We start from the raw sequence: 22,374 nt of genomic DNA on the forward strand, positions 1-22,374 counted from the left end.
GAACGTAGGGATGGGTCAGACTAAGGTCAAGATATCTGGGTACGGGCCAGGGCATCCGTCACAAGATCGTGTGGCAACCACATCAAGTCGGCTGTTCGCGTCCACAGGATCGCCGTTCGAATGTTCCGACCGGGGTAGATTTGTGTCAACGCCTGACGGTATGCACCCAACTGGCGCAGCACGCCTTCGGGGCAGGCTGCAGGGTCGTCAGGAACGATGATATTGGTTTTGAAATCAATTACCTGAACCTCGGTCTCGGATATGATCAGCCGGTCGATGACCCCATGGATACGCCGCCCGTTCAGGTTGGCTGTTACTGGAACTTCGGCCAGGGTATCGGTCGCAAAAACGGGCTTTAGATGAACTGCCGTCAGGACATTCTGCGCTTCGTTCAGAAGCGTCTGCCGTTCCGTATCTTGCATATCGGGCAGAACCCGAGCGCAGAGCTGCGGCCAATTTTCTTGCGGGACCGCCGGCAAATGTTCAAGCAGTAAGTGTAGACGTGTGCCGCGCAGCTTGGCGGCTTCTTCATCCTGACCGGGATCGCCGGGCAAGGCCTTTGCCCCACCCAAATCAGACGGGCTGAGCGTCTCAAGCGGTGGTTCTGGGGCAGCGGCCACGATTAAGAACTGCGGGGGTAATGGCGTTGGCCTTTCCGTGGTTTCCGGGTGCTGTTCAAGCGGCGGCGCGGTCCAATCCCCATGTGCCAGACGCAGTGTTTCCGAACCGGATATCTGCGTGGCCCCTGCCCGTTTGATTGCGTCCTCAACCATCTGATACCAGCTGGTTCCGTCCTTGCCGACATCCCCTGCGGCACCGACAATCAACCACTTTTCTGCGCGTGTCAGAGCCACATACAGCAGGCGAAGCCGCTCATTCTCTTCCCGCTGCCGCGCCTCGGTCCGTGCCTGCGCGATTAGCGTCGGAGAGGCATCGGCAGAGACTTTCCACAGCGGCGTTCCCTCGGCCACCATGATTTCTGCATCACGTGGTGCTTGCCGCTTGCCAGTGTCCGGCAGGATCACGATTGGCGCTTCAAGCCCTTTGGAGCCATGCACCGTCATCACCCGGATCATATTGCCGACGCCGCTCATCTGCCGTTTGATTTCCAGATCGTCGGTCTGCATCCAAGCTAGAAATCCGGTCAGGCTGGGAATATCCGTCCTTTCATACGCAAGGGCTTGCGATAGTAGCGCGTTTATTCCGTCTTCGGCTTCGGCCCCTAGTCGCCCCAACAGCTTTCGGCGTCCGTCATGACGGGTCAAGATGCGTTCAATTAGGTCATAGGGTCGTAAAAAGTCGATCTGTCCGCGCAAATCGTTCAGGATCGCCAGCGTTTCCGGAAATTCAGCTGCGCGACGACGCAGCGCGGCCCATAAGAACTGCTCTTGCCGGCGATGGGCAAGATCAAACAGCTTTTGTTCACTCCAACCGAACAGAGGTGACTTTAACACCGTGGCCAACGATAGGCTGTCTTCGGGCGTAGCTAGAAAACTCAGCAGTGCCGCAAGATCTTTTACCGCCAGTTCTGCACCTACCTTCAACCGGTCGGCCCCGGCGATGGGCAGACCCTCGGCCTTGCAGGCGCGGATGATCTCAGCAAACAGGTCCGAGCGACGCTGGACGAGGATCAGGAAATCTCCCGGTTTCACCCTGCGCCGAACGAACGTTCCCGGAGCGCTGTCATCTTCTGGAATTGTTTCGCCGCTGTCGATCATGTCCTTGATCGACTTGGCCACCTTCTCGGCCAGAAGGACGGTGTGATGCCGCGCGCCGGGGCGATCTACCGGGTCCGTCCAGTCCCCGTCGTCGTCCTCATCGACCTTTTCGATCACTGGCCACAGGTCTACACGACCCGGCAAATCCGACTTAAACGCACGATGCAAACTGTCCTTGTGAAATCCGGCATCGGTGCGATTTTCGAACAGGATATCGACCAAAGACAGGATCGCGCTGGAGGAGCGGAAGGAATACTCCAATGTCGAATCCCACAATTTAGAGCCTGATTCCGTCAATCTGCGCCCAAATTCCTGCTGCATCCGGTCAAAGGCCTGCGGGTCGGCACCCTGAAAGGAATAGATCGATTGTTTTTTGTCACCCACTACGAAAATCGTGCGCTCAACCCCGGCTCGGGCCCCTTCCCCGCTGGTGAATTCCTGCGCCAGTTTTTCAATAACATCCCATTGATCGGGGCTGGTATCCTGCGCCTCGTCCACCAAGATGTGATCGATACCGCCATCCAGACGGTACAGCACCCATTCCGCCACTGCCGGATCGTTCAGAACCTGCCTTGCGCGAAGGATCAGATCATCAAAGTCCAGCCAACCGCGCAATTGCTTGCGTCGTTCATATTCGGGCAGGAATGCTGCCGCAAAACGGTGTAGAACATGCGTTTTGCGTGCTGCGACCAATGCCAGGCGGAGTTCACGCGCGGCTTCAATGCGCAGCATGAACGCCTCTAACTGAGGCATCTGACCCGCCAGTGCCCCTTCGCGGAGGTTTTTAGTTGGAAAGCCGTTGATCTTGGCAGAGAAAGGTTCTTTTGCGGATTTTCCAGTTAAAAGAACGCTTTCCAACAAGGGTAGACTGCTGATCTGCGTATCAGTGAACATGGACAGCTTGGCGGCAGCCTTGGCGTTGTTCCCGCCGCTTTCGGTCAGCGCGGGCAGCATTGAGCGGATCAGTTCGATCTCACCTCCAAGGAAAACCTGGGCGTGAAGGGTGTTTTCGTCAAACTCCTCGGGCAGATCGAACCGTTGCAACAGATCGGGCCACGCCATTGGATATGCAAACAGATTGCGCTTGTGCGTGATCGCAGCAGTAAGGTTCTCAAACCCGGTATCGGTAACGAACCGGGCAACATCCTCAATCAACGCAGCCTGAGGACCCTCGGCGAAATCTTCGACAATCTCTTCGCGCAGCAGGGCTGCCGCGCGGTCTTCCATCTCGGAAAACTGCGGGCTGACCCCGGCCTCCAAAGGAAACCGCCGCAGCAATGAGGCGCAGAACGAATGGATCGTTTGAATCTTCAACCCGCCCGGCGTTTCGATGGCGCGGGCAAACAGGGTACGCGCCTGCGCGAGTCGATCCGGGTCGATTGCGCCCTGCAACCCCAGATCGGTAAGTTCCTCCGATAACCGATCATCCGCCAGCATGGCCCACGCACCAAGCCGTTTGAACAGCCGGTTCTGCATCTCGCTGGCGGCTGCCTTGGTGTAGGTGAGGCAGAGGATATGTTGCGGCTGCACCCCACCCAGAAGCAGCCGCGCCACCCGGTCGGTCAGAACCCGCGTTTTGCCCGAACCCGCATTGGCAGCTAACCAGGTCGAGGCACCGGGCCGCGCCGCCTGCACCTGCCGTTCCGTTGCATCATTGCGGGGGCTCATTCCAGAACCTCAGGTGTTGTGTCGTCGGTCCGATCCCATTCACCGAAGCGGGCAAGATGGTCAAAGTCGCCAATGTCAGAGTCCTTGTGCAACATTCGACGGGATGTGAAGCCCTGCTCCGGCTCTAAATATGCAGAAATCAGCTCTTTTAACTCGGAAAGAACCTTGTCCGGCGGCTCTTTTGATAGGGGGGCGGAAACCTCTTTGTAGGTGCCGCCCATACCGATAAAGACCGCTTCGGCCACCGGCATGGGGTCAAACCCTTCGATGGCGCCCTGCTCGGCCATTGCGGCTTCGATCAAAAGCTGCTTTTCGAATTTGGCTTGTTGGGTTTCACTCGGCGGAATGCCGGTTTTGTAGTCCACTATCCGCAACGCGCCCCGGCTGTTGTGGTCAATGCGGTCTGCCCGGCCAGCGATTGTAAACTCTAGCGGGGTCAGGTCCAGTTTCATCATCGCCTCAAAGGCAACAGGGCCTCCGTCGCTGCGCCGCGCGATCTCGGCGCTGAGGAAGTCATCGGTGATCCGTTCCAGGCGGGCCAGCCACAGCTTGCGGGCGGTGGGCCACGCGACGTGTTTGTTCAACAGGGCGTCGGCGCGTTTCAGAAAGTTTTCTCGGGTCAACAAGGCAGGGTCGAGGACGCTGTCCTTGACGAAGTGTTCGAGGACTTCATGGATAACAATGCCACGCAGCAAGGCATCCGGGGCTTGTACCAGCGGGTCCAGTGGGCGCAGCCGTAATACGTGCTTGGCGTAGATTGCATAAGGATCTCGGATCAGACGTTTTATTTCGGTCACGCTCAGGCGTCGCGGGCGGGCCGCAACCGGTGGTCGAGGCGACGGGCGCGGTGCCGCGTCTATGCGTGGCGCGACCTCAAGCTGTTCTGACCATCTCATCCACTGCCGCCCACGGGCGCGCATCGCTGACAAAGCCTCGGGGCCACCCTGCCCCGGCAAGCCCTGCAACAGGTTCGTTATGCGGTTTAGCCAGCGCGATGGGACAGTTTCGGCGTCATCCGACCGTGTGGCGCGGGTCAGCCAGACCTCGGGTGCGCCGACAGCCTGCTGGAAATCATGCGCCGACAGTCCGATGCGACGTTCGGGCAGCAACAGCCCGGCTTTGGCGCGCATCTGCCGATTCAGCCAAGGATCTGGCGCGGCGGCTTCGGGCCAACTGCCTTCGTTCAAACCGCCAAGGATCAGTAGATCAGCGCCCTGGACCCGAGCCTCAAGCGTGCCCCAGATCATAATATGCGGATGCGGGGCGTCACGGTCGCGGACCTCTTCCCCAGCCAGGAGTGCCCCTAGAAGATCGGCGAAATCATGGGCGGTCATCGGACCGCCACACGCCGCCTCATCCGCTAGTGCCGTGACAACTGCCAAGGCCTTTTGACCGGCATTTTTGTCCCACAGCGTTCCGATTTCGCCTTCACTACCGGCTGAGATAGCCTCGGCCAGATTGCGCAGGCGCGTCACCCAATCCGACAAGGGGAATTCACCCGCAACCTGTTGGTCGCAAAACTGCGTGATCACCCAGCGGACCCAGCCCTCTGGCACGTCCTTGCGGATGGTAAAGCCGGCCAAACTGGCACTGTCAGGGAACGGAGGGCCATGACGCCGCAAATCCAGTTCAAGATCGCGCGTGTGCAGCAAATGCGCGCCGCGATCGCCGCCACTGTGGCAAAGCGGGTGCTTCAACAAGGTCAGCAACGCCTCACCCTCCAGCCGCCGTGCGAACAGGCCCGCTACGTGGCGCAGGAACCGCCCAGGGGGTGATAGTTGTAGCGGCAAACCGGCACTGTCATCGGGCAGGATGTTCCACCGATCCAGCGCCGCGCTGACCTGTCGGGTCAACATCCGGTCGGGCGTGATCAGAGCAGCCGTTTGCCCGGTTTCGGCGGCTTCGCGCAAGCGTAAGGCAATGGCCAGCGCCTCGGACCGGGGGGATTGCGCCTCGACCAATGTCAGGTCTTTGGTTGCATCGTCCAGATCGGTCAGCCGGGGACCTTCGGACATCCAGGCGTCGGTGATTGGTGCTGGGCGCAACGCCAGAGATATCAGACGGTTACGCGAAGGCGACGGGGCCTTGTCGTCAGTCCAGCGCCTGATTTCGCTGGGCTGTATCCCTAGCCGGGTCATCAGCTTGCGGAATCGATATTGCGGGTGATCTTCCGAAGCCAGTGCGTCGTCTAAACCCTGCCAGACATGATCCGGTTGATCGAAATCGTAGCCGGGCAGGATCAGCGCCCCTTGCGGCAGTTGGGCAACGGCCTCCATCAGCAACAGCGTTGTACCGCGTGACCCGGTTGAGCCTGCAAGAACAACCGGGTGCTGCGGTGGTGCAGCCTGCCAACGGTCAATCAGGTTTTCCACCACACGTCGTTGCCGCGCCTGCGCGTCCAGCGCATCGGGGCCGGAGTCGATGAAATGATCTGCAATCCCGATAAACGCCTGCGCGCGTGCCCAGTGTCCGGACATATCACTGACATCCAGCTGTCGGATCGCATCAGGTGAAACACCTTCGCCCTGCATCTCGTCAATCAGTGCGGCCAGACTATCGGACAGGTCAAACAGGGATGATCGCGCGGCCAGATCAGGCTGTTGTTCCAGAAGCTTGGCAATCAGTTGGGTCAGTTCCAGCCTGCGTCGTAGCGCAGGTATGGCAGGTGGAATCTGCGCAAAATCCGGGCCTTCGCCCAAATCCGTCACCAGCGAAAGACGGGGCAGCAGACAGGCTGGGCCTTGATCGAACAGCTCGCGGACCCGGCGCGCCATGCGGCGGGTGTTCACCACCAGTTGCACCCGTGCCAGAGCCTCGGGCGGGTGATCTTTTACACGCAAACGCAGACCGTCTATCAATGCCCTTGGAAAATCGGTGCCAGGAGGCACGGCATAAACACGGGGCACAGTGCTGCTTTCAAACATCAGCGATCAAACCCTCGGCCAAAGTAATCCCTTCGGGGTGGCCCACGTCGCACCAGTGACCGGGATAGATGGCTGCGAACAAGCGACCCTGTGCGTGCATCTGGTCCCAAAGGACATTCAATGAAAACGCTCTCTCAGGCACAGTCATCAGCGTGTCCGTTTTCATGATCTGCGCCCCACCGAATACCAAGCCGGGCCCGCGCGTGATCCGGCCCTCGGCATCTGCTGTAAAATCACCTTTGCCCGCATGCCCAAGGGTTCGTTCGATCGGTACGCACATCAGCAGCGCGTCCATCCGGTCAGGATTCCACGCCTCGCGCAACAGCGTCAGGGGGTTTGGCCCGGACCAGATTGCATCCGTGTTCAGCGTGTAGACCGGACCGCGTCCCAGCAAAGGCAATGCGGCACGCAACCCACCACCAGTTTCCAGGATGTCCGGGTCTTCACGCGATATCAGCACGCCTTTTGGTGCCAGATGCGCCTCAAGCTGGTCGGGCAGGTAGTGCAGGTTGGCCACCACACGGCAAGGTCGCAAATCGCCCGTCAATTCCAGCGCATAATCGATCAGCGGACGACCGGCGACCTTGATCAATGGCTTGGGCCTGTCTTTGGTCAGCACTCCCATACGAGTGCCAAACCCGGCAGCAAACAGCATTACGGCTTCGGGGTTTCGGGTCATGTCTGCCTGAGCCTGTCCAAGTTCTCCGGGGTTGGGGCGGGCAGGGCAGTCCGCAGCAAGTCAGAGACGGTTGCCAGCGCAGGGTGTTCCAGATTGCGCATAAGATGCGCCCACGCGGCCGGAATCAGGTCAGCATACCGTGGTTTGCCGTATTCCGTTGCCAGACGGGCAAATCCACCCAGAATACGCAGGTTCCTTTGTGCGCCAAGCACTGCGTATGCGGTTCGGAAACCGTAGTCATTCACTCCAGTTGCGGCGATATAGCGGGTCAACATCCGCATCTCGATACCCGGGGCTACATTACGGCGCACATCTTGAAGCATTGACATAAGGTCATAGGCTGGGTGGCCCAGCATTGCGGTCTGGAAATCCAATAGCCCGACGCGTTTTATCCCTTTTCGATTTGGCAACCAGATCATGTTTTCCGCGTGATAGTCGCGTTGAATGACCACCTTGCTGCCCGAAGTTTCGTGGTGCAAGATGTCCGCGAACCGATGTTCGAAACGGACGCGCGCATCCGCGTCGTGGTCCCCAAGAACGGCTTGTGCGTATTTGGTGAAGGACAACGCCGCCAATTCGGTCATAAGTGCCAGGTCGTAGGAAGGCAGCGAAAGGGTCGGCGCCGCATGCAATTCTACAAGCACGTCAGTCGCGGCCTCGTACAATTCGCGCTCCATCCCCGGGTTCTTTTCCAAAACCCTGGCGAACAGGTCGTCGCCAAGGTCTTCAAGCAGCAGAAACCCAAATTCCGTATCCTCGGCGTAAATTGCAGGCGCGCTGAGGCCGATTTTCCGCAGATACTCGGCCATGCGCATGAAGTTTTCCACCGGTTCGGCCTTGTCGGGCGGGGAATCCATGAAAATAGCCGTGCGGCCGGTATCGGGGTCAGTCAAACGCTCATATCGGCGGTTCGATGCATCCCCCGCCAACGGTACGCGTTCTGCATTCGACCACGGAGTTTGTGCAATCAGGGCTTTGGCCAGAACAGCCCGGTTTGTCATATGGCATTCTCCAGTTTCCCAGACCATTTCTGATCCGACCATGACAGTGTAAATTGACGCTTTTCCATCGTGTTAGGGTCTGTTTTCATGCGTACGGTCAAGGCTGTTTCGGGCATCAGCGGGCCAAGCTTTTCTGGCCATTCAATCAAACAGATCGCCGAGTCGAAGGCTTCACTTAGACCTAGTTCTTCAATCTCATCCACCGAACTCAGCCGGTACAGATCGCAATGCCAAACCTCGCTGGTCGGGGTGTCATAAGCTTGAACAAGCGTAAAGGTCGGCGAGGGCACGTCCTCTGGCACTGACATAAGCGATTGGATCAGGCTGCGAGCGAAATGGGTTTTACCGCTTCCAATCTCACCCTCAAGAAGAATACTGTCACCCGGACGTAACTCAGCACCCAACCGTGCGGCCAGCGCTGATGTTTCTTCTGGTGAATTCAGTGTGATCGAACGGGCGTGCAACGTCATGGCGTCACAATGGCCTTATGCTCGGGCGGCTGCAACCAGGTTCAAGCGCTGATATGATGGCGTTCCAAGACTTTAGGCGTGCTCTCAACACGGAACCGCACAATAGTTGCGCCGTTATGCATTGGGCTGACCGTACAGGTCAGATTGGTGCCGTTTCGCAGCCGAAGGCTACTTGACCATTCGGCGCGATTGTCCCGCATTTCCATAAAATCCCGAATCTCGCCTAAAATGGGTGTGGCTGCGCAGTGTTCCTGCCACTTCCGTGTCACTTCGAGCACTGTGTCGGGCTCAAATCCGGCTTCACCGGACTCGTTCCACAGTTGTTGATAGGCACGGTTGGTAAATGCCAGAGTTCCGTCATCGCCAAACACCGCGATGGCATCCGCAAGCTTGTCCAGAACCGACTGCATCAGGTCCATCTCTGAACGAAAACGGCGGGTCAACGTGATCTCGGCTGTGATATCCTCGAACAAAAATGCCACGGCGCCGTCAGGATGAGGCCGCCCGCTGACCGAATAGACCGAACCTGATGGCAGTGACCATGTTTCCTGATAGTTGCCGTCCTCGGCAGCCTCGAGCAGGTCGTTCATCTGGTTGCGCCAACTGCGATAGTTTTTTGGCTCCGGCATCATGTGCTGGTCGCGCAGCCGATCGAAAAAGCTGGAAAGGCTAGGGCGGCAGCTTAGGAAATTGGCGGGCAGGGTGGTCAGCTCAGTCAATGCCGGGTTGAACAGCGCCAGTTGTCGATTTCGGTCGAAAATGGCCAGACCGATGGACAATTGCGCGAATGTTTTCGTCATTGTCTGGACGAATTTACGCTGGGCGGTTTCCGCGGCCACGATGGCGTTGATGTCGACCGCGTAACACATGCACCCCTCGGGGTGATCAACCACGGTCAGATCAAACCAGAGCTTATTGTCGCTGTCATCGGACGAAATCGAAATACGGGTCTTTGCGCCCAATCGTGCATCTTCGTGAATGCCGGAAAACAGCGGGGCGGTCAGATCCGTATCCTGTCCCCGCACTTTGCGCACCAACGAAACATAAGCGGCATTGCACGAGCGGACTTGGCTTTGATGATCCAGCAACCAGACCGGGTAAGGCGCCTGTTCCATAGCAGGGCGGATCGGATTCTGCGCGTCGCGTTGTGGGGGTCTGACGCGATCAATTCGGTCACGCAGTTGCACACGGACAACGCCGTCGATCCATTCGCACATTACGTCTCGTTCAACTGTGCAATCAATGGCGGGAATAACCAGCGCGCCTTCCTGCCGGACAGCGTCGGGCGTTTCCGGGAATGTTGGGAAATCCCGGTGCAAGAGCCGACAAAGATCGGACCATTCGCGGACGGATTCAAACCCATCCAGCGCGATGTCCGAATGGCTGATGAGCCTGTCACCGTCGAATAGGAAGACCGCATCGAACAAAGACACGGCTGAGGACAGGCCAAAATTGTCGCCTTGAATCCTGCGACGGGGCAAAAGCCACTGCACCGCCAGGCTGGCGGAAACCAGGCTGATCGCGGCGAGAATGATCCAGTCGACCATGCGTACCTCAGGACTGACACGAAGAAAGGGGAAGATACATAAAACCGGGACTATGCGCCGAAATGGTTAACGAGGTCTTAACTCAGACCTGAATGCGTTGGTTTGCACCTGACAGCACTGGCGTATCACCGGTTTGCGCATCGATCAGCTTGCGCGACCACGAAACCTGAACGATCGCGCCCCGACGTTCGGGGTTATCGCACAGGTTCTGATAGGGATCAGAGCCGTTAGCGAAAAACAACTCGGCACCGCTGCGTTCCAAAAGGGTTTTGGCGATGAACAGCCCCAAACCCATTCCTTCGTATTCCGGGCGGGTTCGCGGGTCTGTCTCGGCCCGGCGGCGTCGCATGAACGGGTCTCCGATCCGGCCAATCATCTGAACAGGATATCCAAGCCCGTCATCCATGATCTTGATCGTGATCGTATCGGTAGTCCATTCGGCCTCGACCCAAACATTGTTCCGCGCGAAATCCACTGCGTTCTGGATCAGGTTGCGCAACCCGTGAATGATCTCGGGCTTGCGCAGGATCGAGGGCTGTTGCACATCGCCATCCCCGGTCGGACCTTCGGCGAAATGTACGGTCTTTCCCCGGTGGATATGCGGTTCGGCCGATTCATGCACGACGGTGGACAGTGGTGCCTGCCGCAGATGCAGGTCGTCTTTGCCGGCCCGACCCATATCGCGCAGGATATCGCGGCAGCGGTTGGCCTGCTCACGAATAAGCGCCGCGTCCTCTTTCAGGTCGGGTCTGTCATCCAACTCTTCTATCAGCTCTGAACTCGTCAGCTTGATCGTGGCCAGTGGTGTGCCCAGCTCATGCGCTGCGGCTGCGACGACGCCGCCCAGATCTGTCAGCTTCTGCTCACGCGCAAGTGCCAGATGCGTGGCGGCCAGCGCTTCGGACATTGATCGTACCTCGGCGCTTACGCGGTGCGAATATGCCCCGATGAAAACGATGGCAATGACAACTGCGGCCCAGTTTCCGAACACTAGCATTTCCGGTATATCAAGCATCTGGCCCTGTTCCGTCCGCAGGGGGATATGGAATTCAGCCAGCAACGTTGTCAGTACAATCGCGACCCCGCCCACGATCAGAGTTGAGCGTGTGCTCATGACATTGGCCGAGATCGTGACCGGGCCCAGCAGCAACAGGGCAAACGGATTGTTTAACCCCCCGGTAAGATACAGCAATATGGCCAGCTGCATCAGATCGAACAACACCATCAGAAAGTTCTCAAACTCCGTCAGGCGTTTGTTTTGTGGAAACAGCAGGATGGCCGTCATGTTGCCCATGACCGAAACGCCGATGGCCAGATAACACAGCGCCAATTCCAACTGCACGTTAAAATACTGCTGAGCGACGGTGATGGCCGTGAATTGCCCGATAATGGCAACCCAACGCAACAGGATCAGCGTACGCAACCTTATCCAATTGCTGCTTTCCTGACCGCTCCAAAATGTGAAGTTGGAATTCGCCATCGGTCTATTATGTCCTGTTGCATCGGCTAGTCATCTTGATAGGTGTGTCGCCCGAAACGATCAACAACCCCTTTCGTTTAAGGAATGACTTCATGGTCCGTCTTTACGCCATCCTTGCAACCGTTGTTCTGGCCGTTGGTCTGGGTGCCATTTGGTTGCTGACGCTGGGGGGGCGGTCCGATGATCAGTTCGCGCAATGCCGCTCGGGGCAGATCGCAGGCGGCTCCGCAGCCATTGGCGGCCCGTTCGAGCTGGTCAACGGCATGGGTGAGACCGTCACCGACAAAGATGTGATCACCGAGCCGACCTTGGTTTATTTTGGCTATACGTTCTGTCCTGATGTGTGCCCGTTCGACATGTCCCGCAATGTTGAGGCCGTAGATATCCTTGCCGAACGGGGCCAGTCGGTGACGCCGCTTTTCATCTCGATCGATCCGGACCGCGACACGCCCGAGGTGATGGAGGACTATGCGTTCAACATGGGAGGCAAGACCATTGCGCTGACCGGATCACCCGAACAGGTGAAAGCTGCAAGCCAGGCTTACAAGACCTATTACAAGGCGCATGACAAGAGTGACGAGTTTTATCTGGTCGACCATTCCACCTTTACGTACCTGATGTCGCCCGAGCATGGGTTCCTTGAATTCTTCAACCGCGACGACACTGCCGAGCAGATGGCGGACAAGGTTGGATGCTTTCTGGATCAGCTCTAAGCGACATGGTCGATTTGACCTTTGAAATGGCGCTGCTAAGACTCATGTTTAGCCCAAGGGCATGACATAGCGGAAAGAACATTACATGGCGGACATTTCTGACCTTGATATAGGCCCCGATAAATCCCTGCTATTGGTGGATGATGATGAGCCGTTTTTGCGGCGATTGGCCAAGGCAATGGAAAAGCGTGGCTTCGAAGTTGAGACCGCCGGATCGGTCGCGGCAGGTCGCGCCATCTCGACCGCCCGCCCGCCTGCTTATGCTGTCGTCGATTTGCGTCTTGAGGATGGAAACGGGCTGGATGTGGTCGAAGTGCTGCGCGAAAAACGCCCGGACAGCCGGGTCGTTGTTCTGACCGGATACGGCGCGATTGCGACTGCCGTAGCCGCCGTCAAGATCGGCGCGACGGATTACCTGTCAAAACCGGCCGACGCCACCGACATAACCAGCGCATTACTGGCCAAGGGCGACGAACTGCCCCCGCCGCCGGAAAACCCCATGAGTGCAGACCGCGTGCGCTGGGAGCATATCCAGAGGGTTTACGAACTGTGCGACCGGAATGTCTCTGAAACCGCCCGCCGCCTGAACATGCACCGCCGGACGTTGCAACGGATTTTGGCGAAGCGTAGTCCTCGGTAATTGGCGGTGAGTGAGGCTCAAACTGAATCGGGATTCTAGTCGACGGATATTCGCAAAGTCTGCAAGGCGGACAATGCTGCCTTTCGTTGGTTAGCGGTAGTAAGCATCTTTGGGGGCTACGAATTGCTTGTACACCATCGACCTGACACGTGCAGAACCCGTGTCAGGTCGAATGCTACGACATCCCCGAATTAAGTAGCAAACCCCAATTTGGTCACATGGATTTCAAAAGTCGGGTGCATCTCGGCTCCGACAACGTTAGCCCTATGATGGCGATAAATCGACCTCCAGTAGGGTTGGATGATCACGCCCTCGTTCTGCATGATTTTCTGCAGTTTGGCCATGATCTCGCGCCGCTTATCTGCATTAGCTATCGAAAGGGCCTCATCTAATAGTCTGTCAAATTCTTCATTGGCGAACGCGCTTTCATTCCAGGGTTCTCCTGAGCGATAGGCAAGGGTGAGCACCTGTACACCCAGTGGCCTATGCGCCCAATCTGTTGTTGAGTAAGGGTATTTCGCCCAGTCATTCCAGAATGTTGATCCCGGTAAAACAGTACGTTTCACATTGATTCCTGCATCGCGCAGCATTGCGGCCGCCGCGTCCGACGTATTCTTGCGCCAAGTATCGTCGATGGAGATCAGCTCATGCTCAAACTCGCCCATACCGGCCTCCTCCATCAATGCCTTTGCGCCTTCGGGATCGAACATAGGGGCAGGCAACTCCGCGTATTCGGGATGAATTGGCGAAACATGGTGGTTTTCCGCGACACGCCCGTTATCGGAAAACCCCAGTTCTAGAAGAACGGCGTTGTCGACCGCCATAGCCAGCGCCCGACGTACGCGCGCATCTGCGTAGGGTTTGGTGCCGTTAATCTCGGCTGCCTGGTTCGGGCGGATGACAACTGTATTGGCTGTGACGGCCTCCGACTTGGCCCACCCGATCCCATCCATGACGAAGATGAATTCGCCGATTGACTCGTACACCATATCGACTTCGTCTGCATCTACGGCCGCTACGATCCCGGTTTGTTCCGCGCCAAAATCCAAATACTCGATCCGATCCAAATAGGCTCCTTCGCCCCACCAGCTATGATCTACGTTCTTTATCAGGACAGCTTTCTCGCCGACCTCGAATTCACCGGGCAGATAGGGACCAGTACCAACTGGATTATCAAGCGGATCGCCGCTAAAACTCTGATGAACGATCGCGGCAGGATAGTCCGAAAAACCAGCGATCAAGGTGATATCGGGTCGGCCGAGCGTCAGCCGCACTGTGCTGTCGTCCACCACGGTGATCGCTCCCTCGCGGGCTTGTCCGGTTTCCGGATTCACGAGAGAACCCATCCGCGAGGCCATGGAGTTGCCTTCAACCCCTGCCTCGCACCAGCGTGTAATATTGAATGCCACGTCCTCTGCTGTGAATGGCTCTCCGTTGTTCCAGGTCACACCAGAACGCACCTTTAACGTGTACTGCGTAGCATCATCATTTACTTCCCAGCTTTCCAAGAGCATCGGCTTTAAACTGCCGTCGATCTGATACTCGACCAGATATTCGAAATACCCACGGGTGAAATTCGACATTTGCGGCCAATCATAGGTACGTGGGTCCTTCAGTGCTTTGACAGAGGATTCTATCCGCAACGTACCGCCGGATTGCGCACTTGCCGCCGCATTGGCCGGTTGCGATACCCCTAACAGGCCGTAAGCGACAGCCGTTGTTACTCCGAGCGATGTGGTGCGGGTCAGGAATTCGCGGCGCGACAAGGTGCCCGCTCTGACTTCGTCGGCATAGGCAAATGCGGCGGGATGAATAGTATTTGTACTGGGCATAAAAGCTCTCGTCTGTTGACGTCAGAAACCAGGAGCGCCTCAAACGGTGCAGTCGATAGGCAGCTCAGAGCGCGCGGTTCGCGCCCATTGGCCGTAATAGGAACTAGTCCAAAAACGACATCTTATAGAAAATACGACATCAGTGTTAAACGCAAGCAGGCTTCCAAACTGTTTCGATCTGTAATGTGCACTTCGAATTCGGAACAGGAATGCGCTGCAGTTCGGTTGCGAACTCCTGTTTGAACAGCTGCTAAGGGCTCTGACCCGACATTGGATTACTTTAGTATTCTATAGAAGAGTTATCAAAACCTCATGCTGCTCCAAATACGCCCGCCGTACCTCGACCGGTGGACGCAGCGTGATCTGTAACCCTTCCATCACCGCTTTGTCCGGGCGACCGAAGAACTTGGTCGCCTCGGACTCTGAAAACCCAGCAATCTGGGTCGCCTCCATCCAGGCGCTGATCTTGTCGGCCTTCTTGATCTGCCGTTTCACCGTTTTCGGCACTGCTGCGGGTAAACCAAACCGGATGTGGATCGCCGCCGCCAGCCGGTCATCCAGAGCTCCGTAATCGGGACCGACTGCGGATTTGACCGGTGAGATCATATCTCCAATCACATATTCCGGCGCGTCATGTAACAATGCCGCCAGCCGCCATTTAACCGGTGCCTTCGGGGCAATCCGAGAAAACAGCTGCTCAACCAGAAGGGAGTGTTCAGCCACGGAATAGGCAAAATCACCCGCTGTTTGACCGTTCCAACGCGCCACAAATGCCAGTCCGTGCGCGATATCTTCGATTTCGATGTCCACAGGCGTTGGATCCAATAAATCCAGCCTGCGGCCTGACAGCATCCTTTGCCATGCTCTGGGTTGTGTTGCCATTCTGCCATGCCCCTCGGATCGATCCGCGACGAATGCGCGTTTTTGTGGTATCGTTTACCTGTCGAGATCACCAGCTGCCAACAGTTTCTTGACCAGTCGTGCTTTGAACCGGCGCTTGGTGGTACCGACATTTGTGCTGAGGGGGGTACACGCTCCTCCTGGTGTGCCCCTCTCGGAACGTAACGCGTATCGAAAGGAGCTAGCTATGTTTCAGCGACTGATTGGAATTGCCCTGGCCTTTGGAATGGCCGCTACTGCCCCCCCCGCTTTTGCCAAAAACTGTGCGCAGCGAGAGCACGTGATCGCCAAGCTGCAAGACAGCTATTCAGAAGAACTGGTTTTTGGCGGATTGCAGAAAACCAGTGGTGCGCAGGCGGTCATGGAGGTCTGGACCTCAAAAGAAACCGGAAGCTACACGGTTCTGGTCACTCACGCGAACGGCATGACATGCATTGTTGCAGTTGGTACCGATTTTTTTGAAGCCATCCCAAAGATTAAGTTAAAGGGCGAACCCAGCTGATTTTTACAGCGGATTAATCTGTTTTAGGCCATCCAAGTTGCCACCTGCCCCGTAGAATGTTAGGGGCAGCGCGGACCTGTTTACCGGAATGGAGCATACGATGGCCGGGGACTATATTGTTAAAGACATTGCGCTTGCCGGGTTCGGCCGCAAAGAGCTGGACATTGCCGAAACCGAAATGCCGGGGCTGATGGCTCTGCGCGCGGAATACGGTGAGAGTAAGCCCCTCAAAGGTGCGCGGATCGTTGGTTCGTTGCATATGACCATCCAGACCGCTGTTCTGATCGAAACACTGGTGGCGCTGGGTGCGGATGTGCGCTGGGCGTCGTGCAATATCTTTTCGACCCAGGATCACGCGGCCGCCGCAATTGCCAAGGCCGGTATCCCGGTTTTCGCTATCAAGGGCCAGACGCTTGAAGAGCACTGGGACTATCTGGACAAATCCTTCCTGTTCGAAGACGGGCCGAACATGATCCTGGACGATGGCGGCGACGCGACGCTGTACATCCTTCTGGGGGCCCGCGCCGAAGCGGGCGAGGACATCATTCCTGTTCCGACTTCTGAAGAGGAAGAGGTGATCAAGGCCCAGATCAAGAAACGGATGGCGGCATCGCCGGGTTGGTTCACCAAGATTCGTGACCAGATCCAAGGTGTTTCCGAGGAAACCACCACTGGCGTGAACCGTCTGTATCAACTGGTGAAAGACGGCCACCTTCCGTTCCCTGCGATCAATGTGAATGACAGCGTCACCAAGTCGAAATTCGACAACAAGTACGGCTGTAAAGAGTCACTGGTTGATGGCATCCGCCGCGCCACGGACACCATGATGGCAGGGAAGGTCGCCGTGGTCTGTGGTTACGGCGATGTCGGCAAAGGCTCGGCCGCGTCGCTGCGCGGTGCTGGTGCCCGTGTGAAAGTGACCGAAGTGGACCCGATCTGCGCGTTGCAAGCTGCGATGGACGGGTTCGAGGTCACGCTGCTGGAGGACGAAGTTGCGACTGCGGATATCTTCATCACCACCACCGGCAACAAGGACGTGATCCGTATCGAGCACATGCGCGACATGAAGGACATGGCCATCGTCGGCAACATCGGTCACTTCGACAACGAAATCCAGGTGGCCAGTCTGAAGAACCACAAATGGACCAACATCAAGGAACAGGTGGATATGATCGAGATGCCCTCGGGCAACCGGATCATCCTACTGTCAGAAGGCCGTTTGCTGAACCTTGGCAACGCGACCGGTCACCCGTCCTTCGTAATGTCAGCCTCGTTCACCAACCAGGTACTGGCGCAGATTGAGCTGTTCACCAAAGGTGACCAGTACGAAAACAAGGTCTACATCCTGCCCAAGCATTTGGATGAAAAAGTGGCCCGCCTGCATCTGGACCGCATTGGTGTGAAGCTGACCAAAATGGATAACGAACAAGCCGCCTATATCGGGGTTAAACCGGAAGGTCCGTTCAAACCCGAGCATTACCGCTACTGATTTCAGAGCTGATAAACATTAGCTTATGGGACGCCGCCGGTTATGCAACTGGCGGCGTTTCTTGTGCCGGTTGCCATGTTCATCGTCGTATGTGGCGGCTTGTGGCAGATTCCAACACGCAGTGCTGTTGGCCATGAACCACTGACATGGATGGTTATCGCCGATCTGGTTAAAATTGGGGGGGAGAAATCCCATAAATTTTTCCTTTCGGAAAATTTGCCTTCGCGGCTAACCTTGATGAAGACGGTAATTTGGGCCGTTGCATCACAACAATGGGAGATTGCGACATGGGAAAACGCGACGAGCTGATCGCCAAATATGCTGATGATCTGAAAAACAAATGCGGGATGGACCCCGATATGAATCTGCTGACCAAGGTCACGATCGGCTGTGGTCCGGCGATCTATGACGCCGACGCGTCGACCGTAGCTGCGACACAGGAGTCCGAACTTGAGACGGTCAAGGACAACTTCCTTGTCAAAAAGCTGGGTCTGTCTGACGGGCCAGAGTTGATGGAAGCAATCCATGCAGTGCTAGGGAAATACGGAATGTCCGAGCGCAACAAATACCGTGCGGTGGTCTACTACATGCTGACCAAGCATTTCGGAAAAGAGTCGGTTTACAGCTGATTGCTTTGGTTCTGCGCTCGTAAGGGCACTGCCGAGCGTTTCCAATTTTAAGCAAGCGGCATTTGCACTGACCGTCGGTATTCGATACGTATCATAGTGTGACCAGGACGGTCAGAGCCAAAAAATCCATAAGCGTGTGGTGAGTTGGGAGCACGCGGGGAAGGGAAGGTTCTGCATTCGTCGGGGCCTTCCCTTATTTTCGGGTTACGGACGCTGTCTGGTCAAGCACCTTCTTCCAGCCTGCGCGATCCTCAACATCATGAAAATGGCTGTGCCGCTCGGGCGGGATCAAAGGATGAAGCCACTGCAATCCCGACCGTCTTGTAACGGTGATCCGGGTTGGGACGAGCCGACGGGCTAACCCGCCTGCGTGTTACCCATATCGCAAATCACCTGCCATTCCGCATCGGTGACCGGCTGTACGGACAGGCGAGAGTTTTTGACCAGAACCATCTCGGCCAGACGTTCTTCCGCCTTGATGTCATCCAGCGTTACTGGTCTCGTGAACGGCCGCACCGCCTTGATATCCACGCAGTCCCACCGTTCATCATCGGTTGTGCTGTCGGGATGCGCCTCGGCGCAGACCTCGACAATACCAACGATCGCCTTGTCCTTTTGCGAATGGTAGAAGAATCCGCGATCACCGATCTTCATCTGCCGCATGAAATTGCGCGCCTGATAATTGCGCACGCCGTCCCATTCTTCACCTGCTTCGCCTTTGGCGACCTGTTGGTCCCAGCTCCAGGTCGAGGGTTCGGATTTGAACAGCCAGTATGCCATCACCCGATGACCTTCTTCCACGGAATCAGCTCGACCGATTTGAACAGCCCCGCCTTGGCATAAGGATCGTTGTCCGCCCAGGTTTGCGCCGCTGTCATGTCCTCGACTTCGAGGATGACAAGTGACCCGATCATCGCGTCTCCGTCCAATAGCGGCCCGGCTTGCGATACGACACCGGTTTGCTCGATATAAGCGAGGTGATCGGCGCGGTTGTCCTTGCGGGTTTGCAGGGCGTCATCCTTGTCTTTGGCGATCAGGGCTATCAGCATTTATTCCTCCTTCAGGGGGCGGTTGAGCAGGGATTGAATGGCTTGGGGCACACTATAGGCGCCATGGCTCAGGTCATTCACAGTAACGCTTATGGGCATGTCCAGCCCCTCGGCAACAGCAATTTCAGCCATAGCGCGCGCGGTGGCGACCCCTTCGACTGTGGTATGGGTATCAAACGGACGATTTTGACCCAAACACAGGCCAAAACTATAGTTCCTGGACAGTTCGGACGAACAGGTCAGCACCAGATCGCCAAGACCTGACAAACCCATCAGGGTATCTGTCTTTGCGCCGCGCATTAGGGCAAAGCGCCGCATCTCGGCAAATCCACGGGTCAACAGGGCAGCGCGGGCGCTATCGCCCAGCCCGGCGCCAATCGCGGCCCCGCATCCAATGGCGATGACGTTTTTTAATGCACCCCCCAGTTCCGCGCCGATAACATCGGTGGTGCGATAAAGGCGCAGGTTGGCGGTGGCCAGTTCGGTTTGCAGCGCCCTACCCAGATCGGCATCCCCACAAGCCAGAGTAAGCGCGGTCGGCAATCCGCGTGCGATGTCGTCGGCAAAGCTGGGTCCGGTCAGCAGCGCCGGACGTGCATCCGGGATCGTCTGGCGCACCACCGAGATGGGCCCCAGACCCGTGGTCAGCTCGATCCCCTTGCAGCAGGCGACCAGCGTTTTTCCGGCAAGGTTCGACGTGTGCTCAGTAAGTGCCGCGCGCAGTTTCTGCATGGGCACCGCCAGTAGCACGATATCCGCGGCCTCTACGTCCTTGATATCGGACGTCACCGAAATGGCCGGCGGTAGGGGGACATTTGGCAGACGGGCGGAGTTTTCGCGACTGTTCTCCATACCGCTGGCATGCTCGGCGTTGCGTGCCCAAAGGGTAACGGATTCGTTCCCGGCCAGCGAAATGGCCAGCGCCGTGCCGAACGCACCTGCCCCCAGGACGGCGACGCTCATGCTTTGGCGCCCTTCTTGCCGCTGCCCAACATGGCCGGGCTGGATTGATCCAGCGGCCAGCGGGGACGGGCGGTCAGGTCCAGACCGTCACGCGCACCGATACGAAAACGCTCGATCCCGGCATAGGCAATCATTGCCGCGTTGTCGGTGCACAGATTCAGCGGTGGAGCAGTAAAGCGCGCGCCCTTGGCACAACAAACAGTCTCTAACAAAGTACGAATTGCTGAGTTCGCAGCGACACCACCCGCCACTGCAATCACTGGATCCGAGGGCTTAAGTTCCAGGTACTGATCTATTGCCCGCCGCGTTTTCTCGGCCAATGTGTCCACTACGGCCTGCTGAAACCCGGCGCATAGGTCGGCACGGTCCTGACGGGTCAATCCGCCCTTTTCAGCGACGATCTGGTCGCGCATCCGCATTAGCGCCGTTTTAAGCCCCGAGAAAGACAGGTCACACCCTGGCCGATCCAGCAGTGGCCGGGGAAAACGAAAGCGGTTGGGGTCGCCTGAACGCGCCTCAGCCTCGACCGAGGGGCCACCGGGTTGCGGCAGGCCCAGCAACCGCGCGGTTTTGTCAAACGCCTCACCTGGCGCATCGTCGATCGTGCCGCCCAGTCGGGTGAACTTTTCCGGCCCATGCGCAATCAGGTATTGGCAATGCCCGCCTGACACCAGCAACATCAGGTATGGAAACGCGATGCTGTGGGTCAGGCGCGGCGTCAGGGCATGGCCCGCCAGATGGTTCACGCCGATCAAGGGCAGGCCGGTTGCCGCGCTGAGACCCTTGGCGCACATGACGCCGGATATGACCCCGCCAATAAGACCCGGCCCGGCGGTAACGGCGATGGCGTCGATTCCGGCAAGGGTCAGGTTTGCGGCTTGAAGCGCCTGCACAACGCAAGTGTCCAGTTTCTCTGCGTGGGCACGGGCGGCAATTTCAGGCACGACGCCTCCAAAGGCGCTGTGCAGGTCTGTCTGTCCGTACACGATTGAAGACAGTACCTCGGCCCTGGTGCCAACGGTTTGGCGCACGACCGCAGCAGCCGTGTCATCACAGCTGCTTTCCAACCCGAGTACGGTAAGTGTTTGCACCATTGGCCTGATCCGCTACACACATAGGTGTCAAGCGGGGTATCACCCTGCGCGGATGCAAACAATCCCAAGGCGGAAGGCGCCGACTGTTGTATTTGTTGATGACCCGCCCGCGCGCTGCTTCGCAGAGGTTCGTCGCGCAGCTGCCAACCCGTGTGAGATCTCGGGTCGAGGTCATTTATTCCCCGTTACTTGAAATCAAACCGCTACCGGTCAAGATCAACACCAGCGGCGTGCGGGGTCTGATTTTTACCTCGGCAAATGCGGTGAATGCGGCTGCTTCGCTGGGAGTTTCGCGGCGTTTGCCCGCCTTTTGTGTGGGTCCCGCGACCACCGGCACCGCGAAAGGCGCCGGTTGGAAGGCGACGATGGTTGGCGCAACCGCCGAAGAACTGGTGGCGTTCTTGCTGAAACACCGGCCCGAAAGCCCGCTTTTGCACCTGCGCGGTGAACACACCCGTGGAAATATCGCCTGCCGCCTGACCGAGTCGGGCCTGACAGTGCGCGAACAAGCTGTGTATCAGCAAAGACTGCTACCGTTGACGCCTGAGGCAACGGTCGCGGCGAATGGCCACTCACCAGTGATTGCCCCGCTGTTTTCCCCTCGTACAGCGCGACAATTTGCCGATATCTGGACCGGATCGGCGCCGCTTTGGCTGGCGGCGATCAGCCAAGCAACGGCAGACCCCCTTTATTCCTTGGACTACACGCGTTTGAAAATCGCCAAGGAGCCGACACCGAAGAAAATGCAGAAAGCCGTGAAAAAGCTTGTGAAACATGCGATGCGGGTTGAGGGCAACGAGACCACCGACTAACTTAGACCCTGTTGTTATTCATGTGAAATCGGATTCGATAAGGGGAATGTAGCGGTGGCGCGTAAGAAAAAGACCGATCAAAAGCCGGTAGATGACCCTAAGCCAGAAGAAACAGTGGCGTTTACCTCTGCACGCGAAACTGCGGCTGTTGACGCGACGAAGCAGGTAGAAGAGGCCCTTTCCGAAGCCGAAGCCGAAGCCGAAGCCGAAGCCGAAGCCGAAGCCGAAGCCGAAGCCGAAGCCGAAGCCGAAGCCGAAGCCGAA

20 protein-coding genes and 1 pseudogene are annotated in these 22,374 nt (G+C 57.4%); 8 read left to right on the plus strand and 13 right to left on the minus strand.

Going from position 1 to position 22,374, the window contains the following annotated elements; translation table 11 throughout:
• Nucleotides 1-26: 26 nt before the first annotated feature.
• The 7 genes from addA to regB all read right to left on the minus strand — a co-directional run bounded on the left by addA (nucleotide 27) and on the right by regB (nucleotide 11,487).
• Entirely contained in the window at nucleotides 27-3,386 is a 3,360-nt protein-coding gene (gene addA / locus AC2FIT_RS15255; protein WP_496830847.1) for a double-strand break repair helicase AddA, read from the minus strand.
• Nucleotides 3,383-6,310, minus strand: coding sequence for a double-strand break repair protein AddB (addB, locus tag AC2FIT_RS15260; RefSeq protein ID WP_496830849.1), 2,928 nt, complete (start codon nucleotides 6,308-6,310; stop codon nucleotides 3,383-3,385). The genes addA and addB overlap by 4 nt, the downstream gene beginning before the upstream one ends.
• A complete protein-coding gene (locus AC2FIT_RS15265; protein ID WP_496830851.1) occupies nucleotides 6,303-6,989 on the minus strand; it encodes a nucleotidyltransferase family protein in 687 nt (228 codons plus the stop codon). Before AC2FIT_RS15265 ends, addB begins: the two co-directional genes overlap by 8 nt.
• On the minus strand, nucleotides 6,986-7,990 hold the full coding sequence (locus AC2FIT_RS15270; RefSeq protein WP_496830853.1) for an aminoglycoside phosphotransferase family protein: 1,005 nt from the start codon (nucleotides 7,988-7,990) through the stop codon (nucleotides 6,986-6,988). The genes AC2FIT_RS15265 and AC2FIT_RS15270 overlap by 4 nt, the downstream gene beginning before the upstream one ends.
• Complete coding sequence (gene tsaE / locus AC2FIT_RS15275; protein ID WP_496830855.1) at nucleotides 7,987-8,460, minus strand: tRNA (adenosine(37)-N6)-threonylcarbamoyltransferase complex ATPase subunit type 1 TsaE; 474 nt, start codon at nucleotides 8,458-8,460, stop codon at nucleotides 7,987-7,989. Before tsaE ends, AC2FIT_RS15270 begins: the two co-directional genes overlap by 4 nt.
• Nucleotides 8,461-8,501: 41 nt before the next feature.
• On the minus strand, nucleotides 8,502-10,007 hold the full coding sequence (locus AC2FIT_RS15280) for a PAS-domain containing protein (protein ID WP_496830857.1): 1,506 nt from the start codon (nucleotides 10,005-10,007) through the stop codon (nucleotides 8,502-8,504).
• Nucleotides 10,008-10,089: 82 nt separating this feature from the next.
• Nucleotides 10,090-11,487 (minus strand): sensor histidine kinase RegB, encoded by a 1,398-nt coding sequence (regB, locus tag AC2FIT_RS15285; RefSeq protein ID WP_496830859.1) that lies wholly within the window; start codon nucleotides 11,485-11,487, stop codon nucleotides 10,090-10,092.
• A 92-nt stretch (nucleotides 11,488-11,579) separates the two neighbouring features.
• On the opposite strand from regB, the gene AC2FIT_RS15290 reads away from it, so the two are divergent.
• Together AC2FIT_RS15290 and AC2FIT_RS15295 are read left to right on the plus strand one after the other, a co-directional pair.
• Complete coding sequence (locus tag AC2FIT_RS15290) at nucleotides 11,580-12,200, plus strand: SCO family protein (protein WP_496830861.1); 621 nt, start codon at nucleotides 11,580-11,582, stop codon at nucleotides 12,198-12,200.
• Between the two features lie 85 nt (nucleotides 12,201-12,285).
• Complete coding sequence (locus AC2FIT_RS15295; protein ID WP_068339942.1) at nucleotides 12,286-12,840, plus strand: ActR/PrrA/RegA family redox response regulator transcription factor; 555 nt, start codon at nucleotides 12,286-12,288, stop codon at nucleotides 12,838-12,840.
• A 191-nt stretch (nucleotides 12,841-13,031) separates the two neighbouring features.
• On the opposite strand, the gene AC2FIT_RS15300 is transcribed toward AC2FIT_RS15295, so the two are convergent.
• The gene (locus AC2FIT_RS15300; RefSeq protein ID WP_496830864.1) at nucleotides 13,032-14,672 is read right to left on the minus strand and encodes an ABC transporter substrate-binding protein; all 1,641 of its coding nucleotides are present in this window, start codon (nucleotides 14,670-14,672) and stop codon (nucleotides 13,032-13,034) included.
• 288 nt (nucleotides 14,673-14,960) lie between these two features.
• Nucleotides 14,961-15,554, minus strand: a complete 594-nt coding sequence (locus AC2FIT_RS15305; RefSeq protein WP_496830866.1) for an HD domain-containing protein — start codon at nucleotides 15,552-15,554, stop codon at nucleotides 14,961-14,963.
• A 205-nt stretch (nucleotides 15,555-15,759) separates the two neighbouring features.
• On the opposite strand from AC2FIT_RS15305, the gene AC2FIT_RS15310 reads away from it, so the two are divergent.
• From AC2FIT_RS15310 to AC2FIT_RS15325, 4 genes are all read left to right on the plus strand, one after another.
• The gene (locus tag AC2FIT_RS15310; RefSeq protein WP_496830868.1) at nucleotides 15,760-16,074 is read left to right on the plus strand and encodes a hypothetical protein; all 315 of its coding nucleotides are present in this window, start codon (nucleotides 15,760-15,762) and stop codon (nucleotides 16,072-16,074) included.
• Nucleotides 16,075-16,174: 100 nt separating this feature from the next.
• Nucleotides 16,175-17,563 carry an adenosylhomocysteinase gene (ahcY, locus tag AC2FIT_RS15315; RefSeq protein WP_496830870.1) on the plus strand — a complete coding sequence of 463 codons (1,389 nt, stop codon included), beginning with the start codon at nucleotides 16,175-16,177 and terminating at the stop codon, nucleotides 17,561-17,563.
• A gap of 42 nt (nucleotides 17,564-17,605) precedes the next feature.
• Nucleotides 17,606-17,872, plus strand: a complete 267-nt coding sequence (locus AC2FIT_RS15320) for a hypothetical protein (protein WP_496830872.1) — start codon at nucleotides 17,606-17,608, stop codon at nucleotides 17,870-17,872.
• Nucleotides 17,851-18,192 carry a DUF2853 family protein gene (locus tag AC2FIT_RS15325; RefSeq protein ID WP_496830874.1) on the plus strand — a complete coding sequence of 114 codons (342 nt, stop codon included), beginning with the start codon at nucleotides 17,851-17,853 and terminating at the stop codon, nucleotides 18,190-18,192. The genes AC2FIT_RS15320 and AC2FIT_RS15325 overlap by 22 nt, the downstream gene beginning before the upstream one ends.
• Nucleotides 18,193-18,549: 357 nt before the next feature.
• Here AC2FIT_RS15325 and AC2FIT_RS15330 read toward each other — a convergent pair whose 3' ends face one another.
• The 4 genes from AC2FIT_RS15330 to tsaD are packed head-to-tail and all read right to left on the minus strand — an operon-like array spanning nucleotide 18,550 to nucleotide 21,298.
• Nucleotides 18,550-18,972, minus strand: coding sequence for an EVE domain-containing protein (locus AC2FIT_RS15330; RefSeq protein ID WP_496830876.1), 423 nt, complete (start codon nucleotides 18,970-18,972; stop codon nucleotides 18,550-18,552).
• The gene (locus tag AC2FIT_RS15335) at nucleotides 18,972-19,241 is read right to left on the minus strand and encodes a YciI family protein (protein ID WP_496830878.1); all 270 of its coding nucleotides are present in this window, start codon (nucleotides 19,239-19,241) and stop codon (nucleotides 18,972-18,974) included. The genes AC2FIT_RS15330 and AC2FIT_RS15335 overlap by 1 nt, the downstream gene beginning before the upstream one ends.
• Nucleotides 19,242-20,204 (minus strand): NAD(P)H-dependent glycerol-3-phosphate dehydrogenase, encoded by a 963-nt coding sequence (locus AC2FIT_RS15340; RefSeq protein WP_496830880.1) that lies wholly within the window; start codon nucleotides 20,202-20,204, stop codon nucleotides 19,242-19,244. It lies immediately after the preceding gene.
• On the minus strand, nucleotides 20,201-21,298 hold the full coding sequence (gene tsaD / locus AC2FIT_RS15345) for a tRNA (adenosine(37)-N6)-threonylcarbamoyltransferase complex transferase subunit TsaD (protein ID WP_496830882.1): 1,098 nt from the start codon (nucleotides 21,296-21,298) through the stop codon (nucleotides 20,201-20,203). Before tsaD ends, AC2FIT_RS15340 begins: the two co-directional genes overlap by 4 nt.
• Nucleotides 21,299-21,396: 98 nt before the next feature.
• On the opposite strand from tsaD, the gene AC2FIT_RS15350 reads away from it, so the two are divergent.
• Complete coding sequence (locus tag AC2FIT_RS15350; RefSeq protein WP_496830884.1) at nucleotides 21,397-22,110, plus strand: uroporphyrinogen-III synthase; 714 nt, start codon at nucleotides 21,397-21,399, stop codon at nucleotides 22,108-22,110.
• 54 nt (nucleotides 22,111-22,164) lie between these two features.
• Nucleotides 22,165-22,374, plus strand: a pseudogene (locus AC2FIT_RS15355) (hypothetical protein); the annotation flags it as partial.

It is taken from the genome of Ruegeria sp. YTSA135 (assembly GCF_059610165.1).